Origin of the sequence: Chlorobium sp. KB01 (assembly GCF_001975465.1) — a bacterium.
Taxonomy (GTDB): domain Bacteria; phylum Bacteroidota; class Chlorobiia; order Chlorobiales; family Chlorobiaceae; genus Chlorobium.
Genome location: NZ_MPJE01000015.1, coordinates 1 through 18,303, shown reverse-complemented (window position 1 = coordinate 18,303; position 18,303 = coordinate 1). Strand labels below are relative to the sequence as shown.

General features: G+C 52.9%; 11 protein-coding genes and 1 tRNA gene. 8 read left to right on the top strand and 4 right to left on the bottom strand.

The window, feature by feature from the left end:
* The first annotated feature begins 99 nt into the window (after positions 1 to 99).
* Positions 100 to 495: a cytochrome c5 family protein gene (locus BOO20_RS00950; RefSeq protein ID WP_233120841.1), complete on the top strand. Its 396-nt coding sequence runs from the start codon at positions 100 to 102 to the stop codon at positions 493 to 495.
* 80 nt (positions 496 to 575) lie between these two features.
* Here BOO20_RS00950 and BOO20_RS00945 read toward each other — a convergent pair whose 3' ends face one another.
* A complete protein-coding gene (locus tag BOO20_RS00945; protein ID WP_076789431.1) occupies positions 576 to 1,130 on the bottom strand; it encodes a hypothetical protein in 555 nt (184 codons plus the stop codon).
* 264 nt (positions 1,131 to 1,394) lie between these two features.
* Here BOO20_RS00945 and BOO20_RS00940 point away from each other — a divergent pair, with 264 nt between their 5' ends.
* Complete coding sequence (locus tag BOO20_RS00940) at positions 1,395 to 3,293, top strand: ABC-F family ATP-binding cassette domain-containing protein (protein WP_076789428.1); 1,899 nt, start codon at positions 1,395 to 1,397, stop codon at positions 3,291 to 3,293.
* A gap of 184 nt (positions 3,294 to 3,477) precedes the next feature.
* On the top strand, positions 3,478 to 4,185 hold the full coding sequence (locus BOO20_RS00935) for a DNA alkylation repair protein (protein WP_076789423.1): 708 nt from the start codon (positions 3,478 to 3,480) through the stop codon (positions 4,183 to 4,185).
* Position 4,186: 1 nt separating this feature from the next.
* On the opposite strand, the gene BOO20_RS00930 is transcribed toward BOO20_RS00935, so the two are convergent.
* Together BOO20_RS00930 and BOO20_RS00925 are read right to left on the bottom strand one after the other, a co-directional pair.
* Positions 4,187 to 6,385, bottom strand: coding sequence for a prolyl oligopeptidase family serine peptidase (locus BOO20_RS00930; protein ID WP_076789420.1), 2,199 nt, complete (start codon positions 6,383 to 6,385; stop codon positions 4,187 to 4,189).
* Between the two features lie 180 nt (positions 6,386 to 6,565).
* Complete coding sequence (locus tag BOO20_RS00925) at positions 6,566 to 7,615, bottom strand: RluA family pseudouridine synthase (protein WP_076789417.1); 1,050 nt, start codon at positions 7,613 to 7,615, stop codon at positions 6,566 to 6,568.
* Positions 7,616 to 7,756: 141 nt separating this feature from the next.
* Here BOO20_RS00925 and lpdA point away from each other — a divergent pair, with 141 nt between their 5' ends.
* The 4 genes from lpdA (at position 7,757) to bchH (ending at position 16,396) form a co-directional block, all read left to right on the top strand.
* Complete coding sequence (gene lpdA / locus BOO20_RS00920) at positions 7,757 to 9,172, top strand: dihydrolipoyl dehydrogenase (protein ID WP_076789414.1); 1,416 nt, start codon at positions 7,757 to 7,759, stop codon at positions 9,170 to 9,172.
* A 212-nt stretch (positions 9,173 to 9,384) separates the two neighbouring features.
* Entirely contained in the window at positions 9,385 to 10,575 is a 1,191-nt protein-coding gene (gene bchI / locus BOO20_RS00915; RefSeq protein ID WP_076789411.1) for a magnesium chelatase ATPase subunit I, read from the top strand.
* Positions 10,575 to 12,428 (top strand): magnesium chelatase ATPase subunit D, encoded by a 1,854-nt coding sequence (bchD, locus tag BOO20_RS00910; protein WP_076789408.1) that lies wholly within the window; start codon positions 10,575 to 10,577, stop codon positions 12,426 to 12,428. Before bchI ends, bchD begins: the two co-directional genes overlap by 1 nt.
* 137 nt (positions 12,429 to 12,565) lie before the next feature.
* Entirely contained in the window at positions 12,566 to 16,396 is a 3,831-nt protein-coding gene (gene bchH, locus BOO20_RS00905) for a magnesium chelatase subunit H (protein ID WP_076789405.1), read from the top strand.
* A 72-nt stretch (positions 16,397 to 16,468) separates the two neighbouring features.
* On the opposite strand, the gene guaB is transcribed toward bchH, so the two are convergent.
* The gene (gene guaB, locus BOO20_RS00900) at positions 16,469 to 17,962 is read right to left on the bottom strand and encodes an IMP dehydrogenase (protein ID WP_076789403.1); all 1,494 of its coding nucleotides are present in this window, start codon (positions 17,960 to 17,962) and stop codon (positions 16,469 to 16,471) included.
* A 210-nt stretch (positions 17,963 to 18,172) separates the two neighbouring features.
* Between guaB and BOO20_RS00895 the strand changes: the two genes are divergently transcribed.
* Positions 18,173 to 18,263 (top strand) — tRNA-Ser (locus BOO20_RS00895).
* Positions 18,264 to 18,303 lie beyond the last annotated feature (40 nt).

Here is an 18,303-nt window from a genome sequence, read left to right as displayed (position 1 = left end):
AAGCAATTGCGGTATTTTATGCCACCTTTTTTTATTGCCTTCGTGAATAATTCAGGATAAATCCTGAAATATACGGGCCCCCTTTTTTTAGTGGTAACCATGAACAAAAAACGGGGAGGAGAGATGATGAAGAGGGTAATCAGAGTTATGACGTTACTATTGGGCTGTATCGGGTTTGCCCGGCAGGCAGAGGCTCAGGAGATGACGACGGCAATGTTGTCAACGAAATACAATATTGCAGCTGGCAAGGAGACCTATAATCGGGCATGTGCACTCTGTCACGACAGTGGCGTGATGAATGCTCCGAAAGTATGCAATATTGTGGAGTGGCAGCCGAGGATGGCGCAGGGTATGGATTCGCTGGTAAAGCACGTTATCAATGGTATTAACAATATGCCGGCAAAGGGAGGACTGGAATCCTTGACTTTAGCGCAGTGTTCCGATGCGGTTGCCTATATGATGTCACAATGTGAAACTGCGGTTTCAGCACAGTAGAGCCGACTGGTTGTCAACAGAGATCGTTACGGGTTATCGAAGCCGTGAAGAGAGGGTATCTTTTCACGGCGTTGCTGTTTCTACTGCAAAGCCCTTATTTTATCAATAACCGGCTTACGGGGGTGACTGAGGAGTTCCTCATCGTTTTCGGGAAGCGTAACATGCTTTGCAACGACTTCGAGCATGCGCTTCTCAAGATGCTGTGCGATGTCGAGCATTCGGTCGAGACGGCTTTTGAGTTCGCTGAGAATGAATTTTTCGGCACTGTTTTTTTTCATTTTCCCGAGAATCTCTGCCATAACCGGCGCGTCAAGATGCATTGAAACTTCATTGAAGTACTCTAACGGCAGGTCATTGGCATAGCCAACGGCCTGGTCAACTCCCATCTTGCTGCATACTGCTGCGGCAATTCGCGGTTTGATATGTTCAACCATGAGCGGAATGACCATAAAATTCGGGATATACTTGACGATCATCCCTATGGCGTTATAGAGCTCTTCAAAACCGTCGGTCTTGTGGCTGACCAGCGTCTCAGCCCAGGAGACCACCTGCTGCTGCTGGCTGAACGGAAGCTGGCGCAGTACCTCCGGTACGGGAAGATTGGCCCAGGCCAGTGATTTTTCCAGTTCACTCATAGTGGTTCAATTCTTTTTCAGGGGAGGTTTACGGAATGTATGATGTATTGCGAAGTTGATAAAAAAAACAGAGAACAGGAAACAGGAAAAATCAGGGATGGTGATCCTCCATCAGCTGACGGCAGTCCGGGCGGGAGGAGGGGGAGAATTACATGGACACAAAACTGAAAGCATTGGTTATATTCCACCCTTTGCAAGATAATAAGGCGACACTATAGATGTGTAGCGATGCCGCAATGATAATATAAGGAACGGTGAAAAGGTATGGTGCTCTTAACAGTAGAAGGATTACAGAAAAAGTATGGTTTGAAACATCTGTTCAGCGATGTCTCATTCGGTATAGATGACCGCGACAAGATAGGGATTATCGGAGCGAACGGCAGCGGAAAGAGTACGCTGCTGAAAATTCTTGCCGGGGTGGAAACTCCCGATAAAGGCAAGGTGATGGTGGCAAACCAGAAAAGGATTGCCTATCTCCCGCAGGACTCTCCGTTTGATCCGGATGATACGGTGCTCGAAGCCATTCTGAAATCGAGCGACAAGGTCATGGATCTTATCTATGAGTATGAGGTGGTCTGCAAGGAGCTTGAGACAAAACACAGTGAGGATCCCTCGCTGATAGACCGTATGAGCAAGCTTGCCCATGAACTTGATGTATGCGGAGCATGGGAGCTGGAGTCGAACGCAAAAACGGTGCTTGGCAAGCTTGGTCTTTACGACCTGGAGGCTAAAATGGGCACCCTTTCCGGCGGTCAGCGAAAACGGGTAGCGCTTGCTCACGCTCTTGTTGTGCCCAGTGACGGGCTGATACTTGATGAACCGACCAACCATCTTGATGCTGACAGTGTTGAGTGGCTGGAGCAGTATATCCGCCGCTATCAGGGCGCTGTGCTGCTGATAACCCACGACCGATACTTTCTTGATCGTGTGGCGACACGCATGCTTGAGCTTGACGGTTTTACCGCCACAACCTACACCGGCGGATATTCGAGCTATCTGCAGCAGAAAGCCGAGCAGGAGGAGCAGGCGATCCGCGATGACCGCAAACGACAGGCCCTTGTGCGCCAGGAGCTTGACTGGATGCGCAGCGGCTGCAAGGCCCGCACCACCAAGCAGAAGGCCCGCATGCTGCGTGCCGAGACACTTGTATACGCTCCGAAAAAGGAGAAGCAGAAAGAGCTTGAAATCGGTTTCGGCGCCGGACGGCTTGGCGACAAGATCATCGAGTTTCACAAGGTTTCGAAATCATATGGCGACAAACTCCTTCTGCACGAATTTGAATACCATCTCCAGAAGGGAGACCGCATCGGTATTATCGGCCCGAACGGTTCGGGCAAAACAACCCTTTTTGATATGATTACCGGGCGCGTCAAGCCCGACAGCGGCCATATCGATATCGGCAAGACCGTCAACATCGGCTATTACGATCAGCAGAGCCGGGGACTGGATGACAGCAAGCGGGTTATTGAGTTTATTCAGGAGGAGGCCGAGCAGATCAAGCTGAAGGACGGAACGGTCTTTTCGGCGGCCAGAATGCTTGAGCGTTTTCTTTTTGCCCCCTCAACCCAGTACAGTTACATCAGCACGCTCTCAGGCGGAGAGCGCCGCAGGCTCTACCTGCTCAGGCAGCTTATCGGCTCTCCCAATGTGCTGCTGCTTGACGAGCCGACCAACGATCTTGATATTCCCACGCTTCGGGTGCTTGAGGACTACCTCGACAGCTACCAGGGATGCCTTATGGTTGTCAGTCATGACCGCTATTTTCTTGACCGTACGGTCGAGTATATCTTTGCCTATGAAGCCAATGGCACGGTACGCCGCTACCCCGGCAACTATACCGTCTATCTTGACATGAAGGCCGCTCTGGCGGAGAAGGAGAAGGACGACAGGAAATCAGGATCGAAAGAGCAGCAGAAGATTCTCCCGGTGGTATCGGCAAAGCCGAAGCAGAGCAGGCTCGGCAGCAAGGAGAAACGTGAACTCGAACAGCTTGAAACCTCCATTCATGAGGGCGAAACCCGGCAGTCGGAGATAGCCGCCAAACTTGCCGCAGCAGGAAGTGATTTTGAGCTGCAGCAGAAGCTGGGAACCGAACTGCAGGCGCTTCAGAAGCAGCTTGAGAGGGAGATGGCCAGGTGGACAGAGTTGGCGGAACTGGCCTGAGATCACCCCTCTACATCTGTTGCGCGATGCGATTACTTCGTTGGGCGGTGGGTGTTCGGTTTGTCTGGACGACATGGACGAGATGGACGAGATGGACATCATGGACACCATGTACTGCGCGGTGAAGGTTTTTTAAGCTGCTCACGATGATGTAGAGTGGTGACTGTAACAGAAAAAGCAGAATATGTTAACTGCTGAAGCCATATCTGCCCGGCTTGAAGTGCTGGGCAACCCCGAGGCGGCTCGCTTTGCCCTGAGGTTTTTCAGGACAGGGCCTGGCGAGTATGGAGAAGGTGACCTCTTTCGCGGTATCCGGGTTCCTGTGTTGAGAAAGCTTGCCTCCGGGCTGGACAACCTGCCTCCGGAGGAGGTGATCCGTCTGCTACATTCAGCCTTTCATGAAGACCGTCTGCTTGCCCTTCTTCTGCTGATCCGCCGTTTTCGCAGGGCTGACGGTGTTGAGCAGGAGCGGATCTACAACAGCTATCTGGCCAATACCCGTCGCATCAACAACTGGGACCTGGTTGATATTTCGGCGGAGCACATCGTCGGCTCTTTTTTGCGAAATCGTGACCGGGCACCACTCTACCGGCTTGCTGTTTCGGAGAGCCTCTGGGAGCGCAGGATTGCCATTGTCTCAACCTTTCATTTTATCCGCCGGAATGAGTTTCACGATACCCTTGCGATAGCAGGGATGCTGCTCAACGACCGGGAAGAGCTGATTCACAAGGCCGCAGGATGGATGCTCCGGGAGGTCGGCAAGCGGGATCAGCCCGCAGAGGAGGCTTTTCTGCAGGTGCACTATAGCAGGATGCCGAGAGTGATGCTGCGCTACGCCATTGAACGGTTTGAGGAGGGGAAGCGGCAGCGCTGGCTCAAGGGGCTGGTGTAGCTCATTTAACCTGAAATTCCGGATGGCCGGTCTGCCAGAGGGCGAAACTGAGAACATCAGCCAGAGTTTCAAACTCCCGTGTTTTGGTGTTACCCATGCCGTGACCGGCTTTATCGTCGGCAAAAAAGAGTACCGGTTTGCCTGAACGTGTTGCCTTTTGCATTCGTGCGGCAAACTTTCCCGGCTGCCATGCCGCTACTCTCGGGTCGTTCAGTCCGGTGGTGACAAGCGCTGCAGGGTAGGCGACACGATTTTTGATGCTGAGATAGGGGTCCATCTCGATGAGAGCCATACACTCCTCCGGATTTTTGATGGTACCGAACTCCGGTACGTTGACCGGGCCGTTGGGAGTCTCCTCTCCCCTCAGCGGGTTCAATGCCCCGACCTGTGCAATCACGGCGGTAAAAAGATCAGGTCGTTCGGTCATGGCTTTTCCTACAAGAATTCCCCCTGCACTGGCTCCGTTGATGGCGATTTTTCCGGCGCCGGTATAGCCTTCGTCTTTAAGAAACTCTGCACAACTGATCAGGTCTTTCCATGAGTTGGGTTTGGTGGTTTTCATTCCGTCGGTGTGCCACTGGTTGCCAAGCTCTCCGCCTCCTCTGACATGGGCAAAGGCAAGTACCCCTCCCCGTGTGGTCCAGAGCAGCATATCGGGACTGAAAAAGGGGGTTATGGACCTGCCGTATGCACCGTATCCATAGATCAATGCAGGATTTTTTCCGTCTCGTGCCATCCCTTTGCGGTAGATCACGGAGAGCGGAACCCTGACACCGTCGTGTGAGGGAACCATCAGCTCTTCAACCACAAGATCACTGTACTCGGGGTACTCTGCAGGAGAGGAGAGTGTCTCTTTGCGGAACTCATGTTTTACACTGTCGAAGCGGTAGCGGCTGCTGTTGTGGCTCCATCCGGCAATGATCACCCAGAGATCGGGGAAGCGGAACCCTTTTGATGAGAGATGGATGGTACCCGTTTTGAAGGGGAGTTCCAGTTCCTCTGGTGCAGCACCCGGAGTAAACTCCTTGCGGAAAAGCCCGGCCTCGACACCGTTGCGTGAGTGTGTGAAGTAGATCGCATCACTGCTGAGGGCAAATGAGGTGAGCATAGCGGTGGAGTCTTCGGGCACAACCGTTTCAGCATGCTGAATGTCGGGATTGCTCAGCGAAGTTTTTAGCACGGTGAACCGGTGGGCTTTTTTTGGGGTGTAAAGGTAGAGGTCGTTTTTGGTGACGGCAAAATCATGAATTTCATCCGAAGGCTGAAAGAGACTCTTCCAGCTGATTTTCTTTTTTGCTAATTCGGAGACCGGGGCATAGTAGATGGTGAGCCGCCGTTCCACGCTTGAGACATTGGCAAAAAGGTAGCCGCTTTTGTCTTCATACTCAACAGCGGGGATCTCCTCGCTCCTGATTTGCAGTTCCGGATTGAGCGTGCGCGATAATATCTCCCGGTCGATGGCGGGGTTGCTCCCGATCCGGTGGAGCATGGTTTTGCTGTCGCTCTGGGGGTTCTGGCCGGATTGTGTAACCGTCCGCAGGCGATTATAAAGAAAGCTGCTGTTATCCGGCAGCCATGAGGGGGAGGCAAACCTGCAGCGATCGATTTTTTCGGGGTAGAGTTTTTTTGCACCAACATCCATGATGTGGAGGATGCTGTTCTCGGAGCCGTTGGCCGAGACGGCAATGGCCACCTTTGAGCCGTCATTGGAGGGGTAGAGTGCGCTGATTACATACTCTTTTCCGCTTTTTGCAAAGTATTTCCGGGCATCAAAGAGCAGGCGCTCCTTTCCCTCAAACCGGTCGCGACAGTAGAGTCTGCCGGTTTCATCCTCCGGCCTCTCCTTCAGATAGAAGTAGCGGTCGTTGTCGGTAATGGAGAGGTTGTAGACTTTTGATGAACGACGGCTGTCGAACTCATGCATTTTTTCAACGAGCGTGCTCCTGCCGGGGATGCTTTGCAGCGTTTTCCGGGAGGTTTCCGACTGTACTCTGAACCACTTCTGCACCAGCGGATCGCCGGTATTTTCAAAGGAGCGGAAGGGGTCGGCAACTTTTTTTCCGTAGTACTCCTCAACCAGATTCTGTTCGAGAGAGGAGAAAACATCCTCTTTCGGCGCTGCGGCTTCAAGAGAGGAGTGTGTCGCCGCGATGAGCAGCAGCAGGGTTGCGAGGCGGACGAGCGAGCAGCGTAGTGTCATTATTGTCGTACAGGTCTTAAAGTGGTTAAGCCGTCCGTTCATCGAGTGTTGCTGTTTTCACAGCTTCAGGGGCGTTCTGCTCAAAGAGCGCAGTGAGCGGCCGGGATTGATTACGCCCGCAAAAGAGCGGGGCGGCAGTAAGGAAAGAATAGCCTTATCGGCGAAAAAATACAAACGGCCTCAGCGGGAGTTTGCTTCCACAACCGCCCTGATTTTTTCAATTGCACTCTGCATGTCTTCGGGCAGCGGGGCGGTGAAGGAGAGCGGCTCACGGGTGGTCGGCTGGTGAAAGGAGAGTGTTGCCGCGTGCAGGGCCTGGCGGGGGAGGAGTTCGAGCAGGTTCCGGACGAACCCTTCACTCCGGCTGAACGGGAGGGTGCGGAGCGCTGCTCCGCCATAGGTTTCGTCACCGAGAATCTGGTGGCCGAGGTGCTGCATGTGAGCCCTGATCTGATGGGTTCTGCCGGTGTGGAGCGTCAGCGAGAGCAGGGAAAACCAGTGGAGGTTTTCCGTAACCGAATAGTCGGTGATTGCTGTTTTTCCATCTTTTCCTTCATAGGGAAAGTTTGCCATAACCTTCCGCTCCTTTTTCGAGCGTCCGATATTGGTTGTTATGGTGCCGGATTGCTCTGCAGGCACGCCCCAGACAATAGCCTTGTAGATTTTCACAACCTGCCGGTCGGCAAACTGGCGGGCAAGACGGTGAAGGGCAACGGGATTTTTTGCTACAATGATGAGCCCCGAGGTGTTCTTGTCGAGCCGGTGCACGATACCCGGGCGGAGCGATGATTTGTCAAGCTCTTCAGCCCCGATGCCGATGTGGTGGAGGATGGCGTTTGCCAGTGTGCCGGTCCAGTTGCCGAAGGCCGGATGGACCACCATCCCGGGCTTTTTGTTGATGACCATGAGATCCTCATCTTCATAGATAATATCGATCGGGATATCTTCGGGTGCCAGTTCAGGAGCAGGAGGGCGCAGAAAGGTGATCTGGATGGTGTCGCATGACTTGATACGGTAGTTCGATTTGACCCTCTTTTCATTGACCAGCACCCGTCCCTCTTCAATGGCCTCCTGTACCTTGTTGCGTGTCGCGTTTTCAACCTGCCGGGTCAGATACTGGTCGATGCGCATCGGCGTCTGGACACGGCTTACCTGCAGGGTAAGCTTTTTCGGTTCAAGCGGGAGTGGATCCGGCTCTGTGGATTCGTTTTTTATCGGCTGATTTTGCATTTTGTGAAACTTGAACGCGCCCTGCGGTAATGCCTGTTACAATAAACGGTGCTCCTGACTGCCGCGGAAATTGCCTGTAGATCCGGCGCGGCAGATTTACTGAAGTGTCCACAAGTATACTAAAACCATACCACATCTTCTATGCATTCAACGCAACAGTTGCCTGAAGCGGAGGTTCTGAGGGTAGACCTGGCTGTAATCGGTTCCGGTCCCGGCGGTTATGAAGCAGCTCTTCGCGGGGCAAAGGCCGGCATGAAGGTCTGCATCATTGAAAAAGCAGCTCTCGGCGGAGTCTGCATCAACTGGGGCTGCATTCCTACCAAAGCACTGCTGAAGAGCGCTGAACTGTTTGAGTCGCTTAAAAATCCCGGCACCTTTGGTCTTTCGGTGAAAGAGGCCTCGATTGATCTCGCCGAAGCGATAAAACGGAGCCGCAATGTAGCGCTGAAAATGTCGAAAGGAGTTGCTTACATGCTTCGCCGTAGTGAGGTTGAGGTGCTGCAGGGTGAAGCGCGCTTCAGCTCGCCGAACGATCTTGACGTTTATCGTGAGGGTACGCGAGTCCGCAGCGTTTCTGCCCGTCATATCATTATTGCATCCGGTTCACAGCCCCGCCTCTTTCCGGGTCTTGAGCCGGACGGCAACCGTATTATTACCAGCCGTGAGGCGCTTGCCATGAAATCGCTGCCCGGCTCCATGATTGTGGTCGGCGGCGGTGCTATCGGTGTTGAGCTGGCATGGTTCTATGCCATGGCCGGAACTGCGGTGACTCTTGTGGAGATGATGCCGCGACTCCTGCCGCTTGAAGATGAAGAGATCTCGGCAGTGCTTTTGCGTTCTTTTCAGAAAGCAGGGATCACGGTCGCTACCGGAGCGAAACTTGAGGGTGTCAAGGCAACCGGAGAGGGTGTTTCCGCTTTCCTTACGGTTGACGGCCAGGAGCCGCAACCGCTCAGTGCAGACTATCTTCTGGTTGCTATAGGGGTGACCGGTAATTGCGCCGATCTCGGCCTTGAGCATGCCGGAGTGGAGAGTGCACGGGGATTTGTGGTGACAGACTCGCTCTGCCGGACAGCCGCCGCTCATATTTTCGCTATCGGTGATGTCCGTGGCGGCATGCTGCTTGCGCACAAGGCTTCGGCTGAAGCGGCCATTGCCATTGAGGTCATGAAGGGAGGAGCGCCGGAGCCGCTTGAGGATTCGATGATCCCGCGCTGTGTCTACGCCGAGCCGTCGGTTGCCTCTATCGGTCTCGGTGAAAAGCAGGCTGAAGAGCGCGGTTACCGTGTCAAGGTTGGCCGTTCGATGTTTGCCGCATCCGGCAAGGCCAATGCTTATGGAAATCTTGAAGGGCTGGTGAAGCTGGTGTTCAATGCCGCCGATGATCGTCTGCTCGGTGCCCACCTGATCGGGCACGGAGCGGTTGAGCTGATCGGGGAGCTGACGCTTGCCCGCCGCCTGGAGGTTACGGCCGGGCTTCTCGCCGGAACGGTTCACGCGCATCCCACCCTGTCGGAGACAATCAGGGAGGCGGCGGAGAGTGTGCTGGAGGAGTGACCAATAAATAAATGGCACAAAAAAACGCGGAGTTGAGCTGCAGGATAAAAAACACTCTGTGCATCCGCTCCGTTTATGAAAACCATTTTCTATTGTCTTTCTAAAAGCATAAATTCAATGTTTATTATCAAAACTCATTAAAAAACAGTAAACCTTTTTCTGTGAATGACTTCTCGGTTCATGGAGCAAGGGTACCAACCAAACCTTCAATTATGACTCAGACTGACAAGGCTGGAACGAAAACTGCTGCTAAAAAAGCTCCTGCAAAGAAAGCTCCTGTGGCAAAAGCTAAGGCGGGTTCAACGGTAATTGCGGCTCCGGAACCGAAAAAAGCAGTGCCTTCTGCTGCAAAGAAGAAGTCCGGTCTTGCCTTTCCTTTTACTGCTATTGTCGGTCAGGAGGAGATGAAGCTCAGTCTGATCCTCAATATCATTGATCCGAGGATCGGCGGAGTACTGGTTATGGGTCACAGGGGTACCGGAAAAAGTACCACGGTGAGGGCTCTTGCTGAAGTGCTTCCTTTTATTGAAAGGGTCAAGGATGATACCTACAACCGTACGGTTGAACAGTATCTTGAGGGTGATGAGAACAAAAAAGGGAAGGCGGCCATAGATCCGGCATCCCTCCAGACAGAGAAAATTCCGGTTCCGGTCGTAGACCTTCCGCTTGGTGCCACCGAAGACCGTGTTTGCGGTACCATCGATATCGAACAGGCGCTTACCAGCGGTGTAAAGGCGTTTGAGCCGGGTCTTCTTGCCCAGGCAAATCGCGGGTTCCTCTACATTGACGAGGTCAACCTGCTTGATGACCATCTTGTTGACGTTCTGCTCGACGTTGCCGCCAGCGGCAAAAACGTGGTTGAGCGTGAAGGTATCAGTATCCGCCACCCTGCACGCTTTGTGCTTGTCGGCTCCGGTAACCCTGAAGAGGGCGAGCTCCGCCCGCAGCTTCTCGACCGTTTCGGTCTGCATGCCCGCATCATCACGATTCTTGATGTTGCCAAAAGGGTTGATATTGTCAAGCGCCGTCGTGAGTTCGATGATGATCCGGACGCTTTTATGAAAAAGTACAACCGCGAGCAGCAGAAGCTTCAGAAAAAGATCCAGCAGGCAAAAGAGCTGCTTCCTGAAGTTACCATGGATGACAGTGTACTGACCGATATTGCAAGGCTCTGTATGAACCTCGGCATTGACGGTCACCGCGGTGAGCTCACCATCACCCGTACCGCCCATGCCCACGCAGCTTTCCTCGGTCAGAAGGTAGTAACCATGAAGCATGTCAAGGAGATTGCCGGTCTCTGTCTGCGCCACCGTCTGCGCAAGGATCCGCTTGAAACCCTTGATGCCGGTGAAAAAATTGATCGCGAGATCGCTAAAGTCCTTGGAGAAGCGGAAGCAGTATAATGATAGCTTTTACCGATATTGTAGGAATGGATCTGGCCAAGAAGGCGCTTATGCTTCTGGCCGTTGATTCTTCTCTTGGCGGTGTAGTGATTCCCTCGGCTGTAGGGTCGGGAAAATCGACCATTGCCAGAGCCTTTGCCCATATTCTCCCCGAAGGAACCCCCTTTGTGGAGCTTCCCCTGAACGTCACCGAAGACCGCCTTATCGGTGGTGTTGACCTTGAGGCAACCCTTGCCACCGGCGTGCGCGTTGTGCAGCATGGTGTGCTTTCGAAGGCGAATGGAGGGGTGCTCTATGTTGACTCCATCAGTCTGCTTGACAGTTCGGCGGTGTCGCACATCATGGATGCCATCTCGCGCGGCGAGGTGCTTGTCGAGCGTGAGGGCCTCAGCGAGGTTCATCCGGCAAAGTTCATGCTGGTTGGTACCTACGACCCTTCAGACGGAGAGGTCCGCATGGGTCTTCTTGACCGGATAGGGATCATTGTCCCGTTCACTGCCCAGAACGACTACCGGGCGCGCAAGAAAATCGTCAATACAGTGCTCGGCAAGCGGGATGTGGAGGATACACAGGATGAGCTCAACATGCTTACCGGCTTTATCCAGGCCGCCAGGGAGCAGCTGCCGCATGTCTCCATTACCAAAGAGCAGGTGCAGGCACTGATTCAGACGGCAATCAGTCTTGGCGTTGAGGGTAACCGTGTCGACATCTTTACCGTTCGTGCCGCTCTGGCCAGCGCCGCCCTGGCACAGCGCAGCGACGTTGAGGATGAGGATATGAAACTGGCCATCAAGCTGGTACTTATTCCCCGTGCCACCCGGATGCCCGAGAGGGAAGCCGAGGCCGAAGAGATGCCACCCCAGGAGGAGCCGCCGCCGGAGGATCCGGAAGCCGAGGATGAGAACTCCCAGGCTGATACTCCGGATGCCGAAGCCGAGGAGGAGCAGAAGGATACTCCCGATATGATCGAGGAGTTGATGATGGATGCTGTCGAAATGGAACTTCCTGACAACATTCTCAATATTTCGCTTGCATCAAAAAAGAAGGCTACCACCGGCAGCCGCGGTGAAGCGCTGAACAACAAGCGTGGCCGTTTTGTAAGATCCCAGCCCGGTGAGATGCGCAGCGGAAAGGTTGCACTAATTCCGACCCTCATTTCAGCCGCCCCCTGGCAGGAGACCCGCCGTCGCGATAAAAAGATGGCAGGAAGGCCGAAAACAGCCCTTATCATCACCAAGGATGACGTGAAGATCAAGCGGTTCCGCGACAAGTCGGGCACGCTCTTTATCTTTATGGTTGATGCCTCAGGCTCCATGGCGCTGAACCGCATGCGTCAGGCCAAAGGTGCAGTGGCAAGTCTTCTGCAGAATGCCTACGTGCATCGTGATCAGGTTGCCCTGATCTCGTTTCGCGGCAAACAGGCCCAGGTACTGCTCCCTCCTTCGCAGAGCGTCGATCGTGCCAAGCGCGAGCTTGACGTGCTTCCGACAGGTGGCGGTACACCGCTTGCCTCGGCTCTCTATCTCGGATGGGAGACGGCAAAACAGGCCCGCACCAAAGGGGTCACCCAGGTGATGTTTGTGCTGATTACCGACGGACGCGGCAATATAGGGCTTCAGGCAGCCTTTGAACCGGACGCTGAAAAGGCATCCAAGGAGCTGCTTGAAAAAGAGATCGAATCCCTGTCGCTCTCCATTCAGGCCGATGGTGTTGCAGCTATTGTTATTGATACCCAGATGAACTACCTCTCAAGGGGTGAAGCACCCAAGCTTGCCCAGAAACTTGGCGGACGTTATTTCTACTTGCCGAATGCAAAAGCTGAACAGATCGTTGAGGCGGTTTCAAGCTTCTGATATCCGAAGACCTTTCCGGCTTATTCTGCCGGAAAGGTCCTATGCGGAACTATCCCCCTACTTTCATACATTTAAGGTAGCAGTATCATGCAGTTATTATTACCGCACCATGTGTATTTCACCTACCTCATCCAGCCATGTCAAATCGTCGTAAAATTGTCGCAGTTGTAGGCCTTGAGCAGTACAATGCCGGCCTATGGAGAAAGATCAAGGGACTACTTGACAGTGAAGCCGAGCTTACCCAGTTGAGTGATATTGATCTTGAAAAGCAGTACCCTGAAGCGGCAACAGCCATTCAGGAGGCAGACTGTGTTTTCATGAGCATGATCAATTTCAAGGAGCAGATTGACTGGTTTAAAAAACAGCTCGAACTTGCGACGAACGAGAAAACCATCTTTATTTTTGAGTCGATGCCCGAGGCCATGGCGCTTACCAAAGTCGGAAGCTATTCGGTTGGTGACGGGAAGGCAGGTATGCCGGATATGGTGAAAAAGGTGGCGAAAATGCTGGTCAAGGGTCGTGATGAAGATGCGCTTTACGGTTACATGAAGCTCATGAAGATCATGCGCACCATTCTGCCGCTTGTGCCCAACAAGGCCAAGGATTTCAAGAACTGGCTCATGGTCTACTCCTACTGGATGCAGCCGACTCCGGAGAATATTGCCAACATGTTCCGCCTGATTCTGCGTGAATATTTCAATGAGCCGGTAACCGTCGGTGCGATCGTTGATGTTCCGAATATGGGACTCTATCATCCTGATGCGCCTGACTATTTCAAGGATGTCAAGAGTTTCAAGAACTGGTCGAAAAAACGCGGCATAAACTTCGACAAGGGGCAGAAAATCAGCATTCTCTTTTTCCGGAAGCACCTTATCCAGGAAAAGACCTATATCGATAATACCATACGGGTGCTTGAAAAACAGGGAATTCATGTGTTTCCCGCATTTGTCATGGGTGTAGAGGGTCATGTGCTTGTACGTGACTGGCTGATCAAGGAGAAAATCGACCTTCTGATCAACATGATGGGGTTCGGGCTTGTCGGAGGGCCGGCGGGTTCCACCAAGCCGGGAACTGCCGCAGAGGCGCGTCAGGAGATCATGGAAAGGCTTGATACGCCATATATTGTTGCCCAGCCGCTCCTGACCCAGGAGTTTGAGTCCTGGAAGGAGCTCGGTGTCTCTCCCATGCAGATGACCTTTACCTACGCCATTCCGGAGATGGATGGAGCAATCTGTCCGGTTATTCTCGGTGCGTTGCAGGATGGCAAGATCGAGACCGTTCATGAGCGTCTTGAGCGCCTTGCCCTGCTTTCCAAGCAGTGGCTCCGTCTGAGGGCAGCGGAAAACCGCGATAAAAAGCTTGCATTTGTTGTCTATGACTATCCTCCGGGTCTTGGCAAAAAGGGAACGGCAGCGTTGCTTGACGTTCCAAGATCACTCTTTTCTATTCTCCAGAGTCTCAAGAAGGCAGGATACAATGTCGGACAGCTTCCGGAGAGTCCCGAAGCACTCTTTGAGGCGATTGACCGGTCAACCGATTACCAGATTCAGCAGAACAGGCCTGATGCACTGAAGGTCAATTCGGAAAAATTCAGGGAGCTCACCTCCTCACGGGAGCGTGAGCGCATTGAGGCGCGCTGGAATGGTTTCCCGGGTGATATTGTCCCCATGGGAACGGATGATGTGTTTATCGGGGGCCTGCGGTTCGGCAATATTTTCATCGGTGTACAGCCCCGCATGGCGGTTCAGGGTGATCCGATGAGGCTGCTCTTTGACAAGGAGAACACACCGCACCATCAGTATATCGCCTTCTACCGCTGGATCAGCCGTGAGTTTGGAGCTCATGCCCTTGTTCATGTCGGTATGCACGGCTCCGTTGAATGGATGCCGGGTCTTCAGACCGGTCTTACCGGTGACTGCTGGCCTGACGCTCTTTTGGGTGAGGTGCCGCATTTCTACATCTATCCGGTTAACAACCCCAGTGAGTCAACCATTGCAAAACGGCGCGGTCTTGCCACCATGGTCTCCCATGTGGTGCCGCCACTGGCCCGTGCAGGCCTCTACAAGGAGCTTCCGGCACTCAAAGAGCTGCTTGCCGATTATCGCGAGCGCTTTCTGGGTACAGTCCATGAGGGGAGTATGGATGGTTCAGGTGTTGAAGAGGCTATCATGCAGAAAGCCGAGCTGCTCAACCTGACCGATGACTGCCCGAGAAGGGAACAGGAGGGGTTCGGGGATTTTGTCAGCCGGCTCTACAGCTATGTGGCCGAGCTTGAAAATCGGCTTATTTCCAACTCGCTGCATGTTTTCGGTGAAGCAAGCCCGCTTGAGTCGCAGATTATCACGATTACTGAAACCCTCAAGAATCGTGGTGAAGATGGCAGGACCCTGCCCACTATTCTCATGAAATCATCCGGCAAAAACGGCCATTACGGCAGTTATGAGGAGGTCAGCCTCCGCTCAAGGCAGGGAGATGAAGAGGCGATCATTATGCGCGAGTGGATTGAACAGGCGTGCCGCGATTTTGTACAGCAGGTATTCTTTGACCGCAAAAATGCAGCGGGCGCTTTTGCCTCTATTACCGGCGGCACCCAGCTTCCGGCTGAATACGCACCCTTCATTGATCAGCTTACCATGGATGGCGGCAAGCTGCTCTACGCGCTGCGCGATAATACCGGCGAGATGAGCGCGCTGTTGCGGGTTCTTGACGGTCGCTACATCGCTTCAGGTCCCGGCGGCGACCTGGTGCGTGACGGTGTAAGCGTGCTCCCTTCGGGGCGCAATATTCACTCCATTGATCCGTGGAGAATTCCCTCTGAACTTGCATTCAAACGCGGGACGCTCATTGCCGACAGCATCGTCAAAAAGCATCTTGAGGAAAACGATGGCGTCTATCCGGAGACTATAGCCCAGGTTCTCTGGGGGCTTGACACCATTAAAACAAAAGGTGAGGCAGTTGCCGTGGTTATCAGGCTGCTTGGCGCAGAGCCGGCCTATGACGCGTTCGGCAAAATCAGTCACTACAGTCTGGTGCCGCTTGAAAAGCTCGGTCGTCCGAGAATCGATGTGCTTATGCAGCTCAGCCCGATTTTCCGTGATGCGTTCGGCCTTCTTATGGACCAGCTTGACCGCCTTGTCAAGGAGGCAGCCAAAGCCGATGAGCCGCATGAGATGAACTATATCAAAAAACATGTTGATGAAGCGCTTGCTGCCGGTGTGGAGTTTGACAGTGCAACCGCCCGTCAGTTTACCCAGTCTCCCGGCGCTTACGGTACCTACGTTGATGATATGGTTGAAGATTCAGCATGGGAGACCGAAAACGATCTGGATGATCTCTTTATCCGTCGCAACAGCAGTGCCTACGGCGGTGGAAGAAAAGGGGAGAAGGAGACCGAGATCCTTCAGAAACTTCTCGGTTCGGTTGACCGGGTTGTCCACCAGGTTGATTCGACCGAGTTCGGTATCTCCGATATCGATCACTACTTCTCATCATCCGGATCCCTGCAGCTTGCAGCACGGCGACGCAATACAAAGGGTGGAGACATAAAGCTCAACTATGTGGAGTCATTCACCTCCGATATCAAGGTTGATGATGCCGAGAAATCGCTGCGTATCGAGTACCGTTCAAAACTGCTCAATCCGAAATGGTTTGAAGGGATGCTCAAGCATGGCCACAGCGGTGCAGGCGAAATCAGCAACAGGGTGACCTATATGCTTGGCTGGGATGCGGTAACCAAAAGCGTTGATGACTGGGTCTACAAAAAAACCGCAGAGACCTACGCGCTTGATCCCGAAATGAGGGAGCGCCTTGCAACCCTGAATCCGCAGGCGATCAAAAATATTGTCGGCCGCATGCTTGAAGCCCACGGCAGGGGAATGTGGAAAGCCGATCAGGATATGATCAGTGAACTGCAGGAGATCTATGCCGATCTTGAAGACCGGCTGGAAGGAATGAGCGACGATAAATAATAGTTTTTGAAAAGAATTTTATAGTACCTATATGACTCATATGACATATAGGTACTATAAAAAATGGAAGCGTTACATCGAGGTTGAGTAGTTGGGGGCCTCTTTGGTGATTTTGACATCGTGCGGGTGGCTCTCCCTGAGGCCGGCAGAGGTAATACGCACAAACTTTGTGGTTGTTTTCAGCTCTTCAATACTCCTGACTCCGCAGTATCCCATTGCCGATTTAAGCCCGCCGATTAACTGGTATACCACTTCGTCAAGCTGCCCTTTGGATGGAATCCGGCCTTCAATACCTTCCGGTACATACTTTTTCGACTCCTTTGATGCATCCTGAAAGTAGCGGTCACTGCTGCCTTCCGGTTCGCTCATGGCCCCCAGAGAGCCCATTCCGCGATAGGTCTTGAATTTCCGTCCTTCATAGAGAATAGTCTCCCCCGGACTCTCATCGGTTCCGGCGAAAATACTTCCGATCATAACGGAATCTGCTCCGGCAGCAAGGGCTTTGGCTATATCACCGCTGTATTTGACACCGCCATCGGCAATGATGGGTGTATTGGTTTTGGCGGCCTCTTCCGCACAGTTTATGATTGCCGTCAACTGAGGCATGCCGACACCGGCAACAATGCGGGTGGTACAGATGCTACCCGGTCCTATTCCTACTTTAACACAGTCGGCACCGGCTTCGATCAGGTCTCTTACCGCTTCAGGTGTGGCGACATTACCGGCGATAACCTGAAGATCGGCGTAGGCATTTTTGATCAAGCGTACGGTGTCAAGCACCGCCTTGCTGTGCCCGTGTGCGGTATCTACGGCAACAACATCAACACCGGCATTAACCAGCGCCTTGACCCGATCAAGGGTGTTCTCGCGGATACCTACGGCAGCTCCGACCCGGAGGTGACCCTGACTGTCCTTGCAGGCATTGGGGAACTGTTTGCGTTTCTGCACATCCTTGAAAGTGATCAACCCTTTCAGGTTGCCCTCGGTGTCGGTAATGAGCAGTTTTTCGATTTTGTTGAAAAGCAGGATCTCTTCGGCCTTTTCAAGATCAACATCCTCTCTGGCGGTAATGAGGTTTTTGCTGGTCATGATGCTCGCGATCTTTGCATCCAGTTCCGGTTTGATGCGAAGATCCCGGTTTGTGACTATCCCTTTAAGTTTTTGTGAAGTGTCGCCTTCGAATTTCGGGCGGGCAATCACCGGTATTCCGGAAATGGAGTGACGAAGCATGAGGTCAAGAGCATCCTGCATGGTTGCATCTTCATAGAGGGTGAAGGGGTTGCGGATAATGCCGCTTTCAAACCGCTTGACCCTGGCCACTTCGCGAGCCTGCTCCTCTATTGAGAGATTTTTATGGATAATACCGATACCGCCTGAACGGGCAAGTGCTATGGCAAGATCTGACTCTGTCACCGTATCCATTGCTGCGCTAACCAGAGGAATTTTAAGCGTAATGGTTTTGGTGAGCCGGCTTGAAACAACCGTTTCCTTGGGAAGAACACTTGAATATGCAGGGATAAGAAGAACATCGTCAAAGGTCAATGCTTCATAGAGAATCTTCGTCATTGGCAGCACGGTTAATGGATTGCGGCAAAATCAATTTTGCCAATTTACAAAAAGTGAGCGTAGAATGACAATCTTAATCACGCTAAAGCGCAACCGGAAAATAGAGGATTTGACAGAGAAGCCCTGAAAAACCGCTTGAGGAAAGATATATCAGTAACAGAATGCTTTTGAAAATCTAAAATAGAGTGTAAATTGCAGGCCTTTTAATACGGAGAGGTCGCATAGTTGGTCTAGTGCGCTCGCCTGGAAAGCGGGTAGGGTGTCAAAGCCCTCGAGGGTTCGAATCCCTCCCTCTCCGCCAGCAAGAAAATCCGCCGAAGCAAAGATTCGTGTGGTCATGT

Coding starts and splice junctions, on each gene's coding strand:
- BOO20_RS00930 (WP_076789420.1), bottom strand. CDS start 6,385: ATGACACTACGCTGCTCGCTCGTCCGCCTCGCAACCCTGCTGCTGCTC.
- bchI (WP_076789411.1), top strand. CDS start 9,385: ATGACTCAGACTGACAAGGCTGGAACGAAAACTGCTGCTAAAAAAGCT.
- bchD (WP_076789408.1), top strand. CDS start 10,575: ATGATAGCTTTTACCGATATTGTAGGAATGGATCTGGCCAAGAAGGCG.
- BOO20_RS00945 (WP_076789431.1), bottom strand. CDS start 1,130: ATGAGTGAACTGGAAAAATCACTGGCCTGGGCCAATCTTCCCGTACCG.
- BOO20_RS00940 (WP_076789428.1), top strand. CDS start 1,395: ATGGTGCTCTTAACAGTAGAAGGATTACAGAAAAAGTATGGTTTGAAA.
- BOO20_RS00925 (WP_076789417.1), bottom strand. CDS start 7,615: ATGCAAAATCAGCCGATAAAAAACGAATCCACAGAGCCGGATCCACTC.
- BOO20_RS00935 (WP_076789423.1), top strand. CDS start 3,478: ATGTTAACTGCTGAAGCCATATCTGCCCGGCTTGAAGTGCTGGGCAAC.
- bchH (WP_076789405.1), top strand. CDS start 12,566: ATGTCAAATCGTCGTAAAATTGTCGCAGTTGTAGGCCTTGAGCAGTAC.
- BOO20_RS00950 (WP_233120841.1), top strand. CDS start 100: ATGAACAAAAAACGGGGAGGAGAGATGATGAAGAGGGTAATCAGAGTT.
- lpdA (WP_076789414.1), top strand. CDS start 7,757: ATGCATTCAACGCAACAGTTGCCTGAAGCGGAGGTTCTGAGGGTAGAC.
- guaB (WP_076789403.1), bottom strand. CDS start 17,962: ATGACGAAGATTCTCTATGAAGCATTGACCTTTGACGATGTTCTTCTT.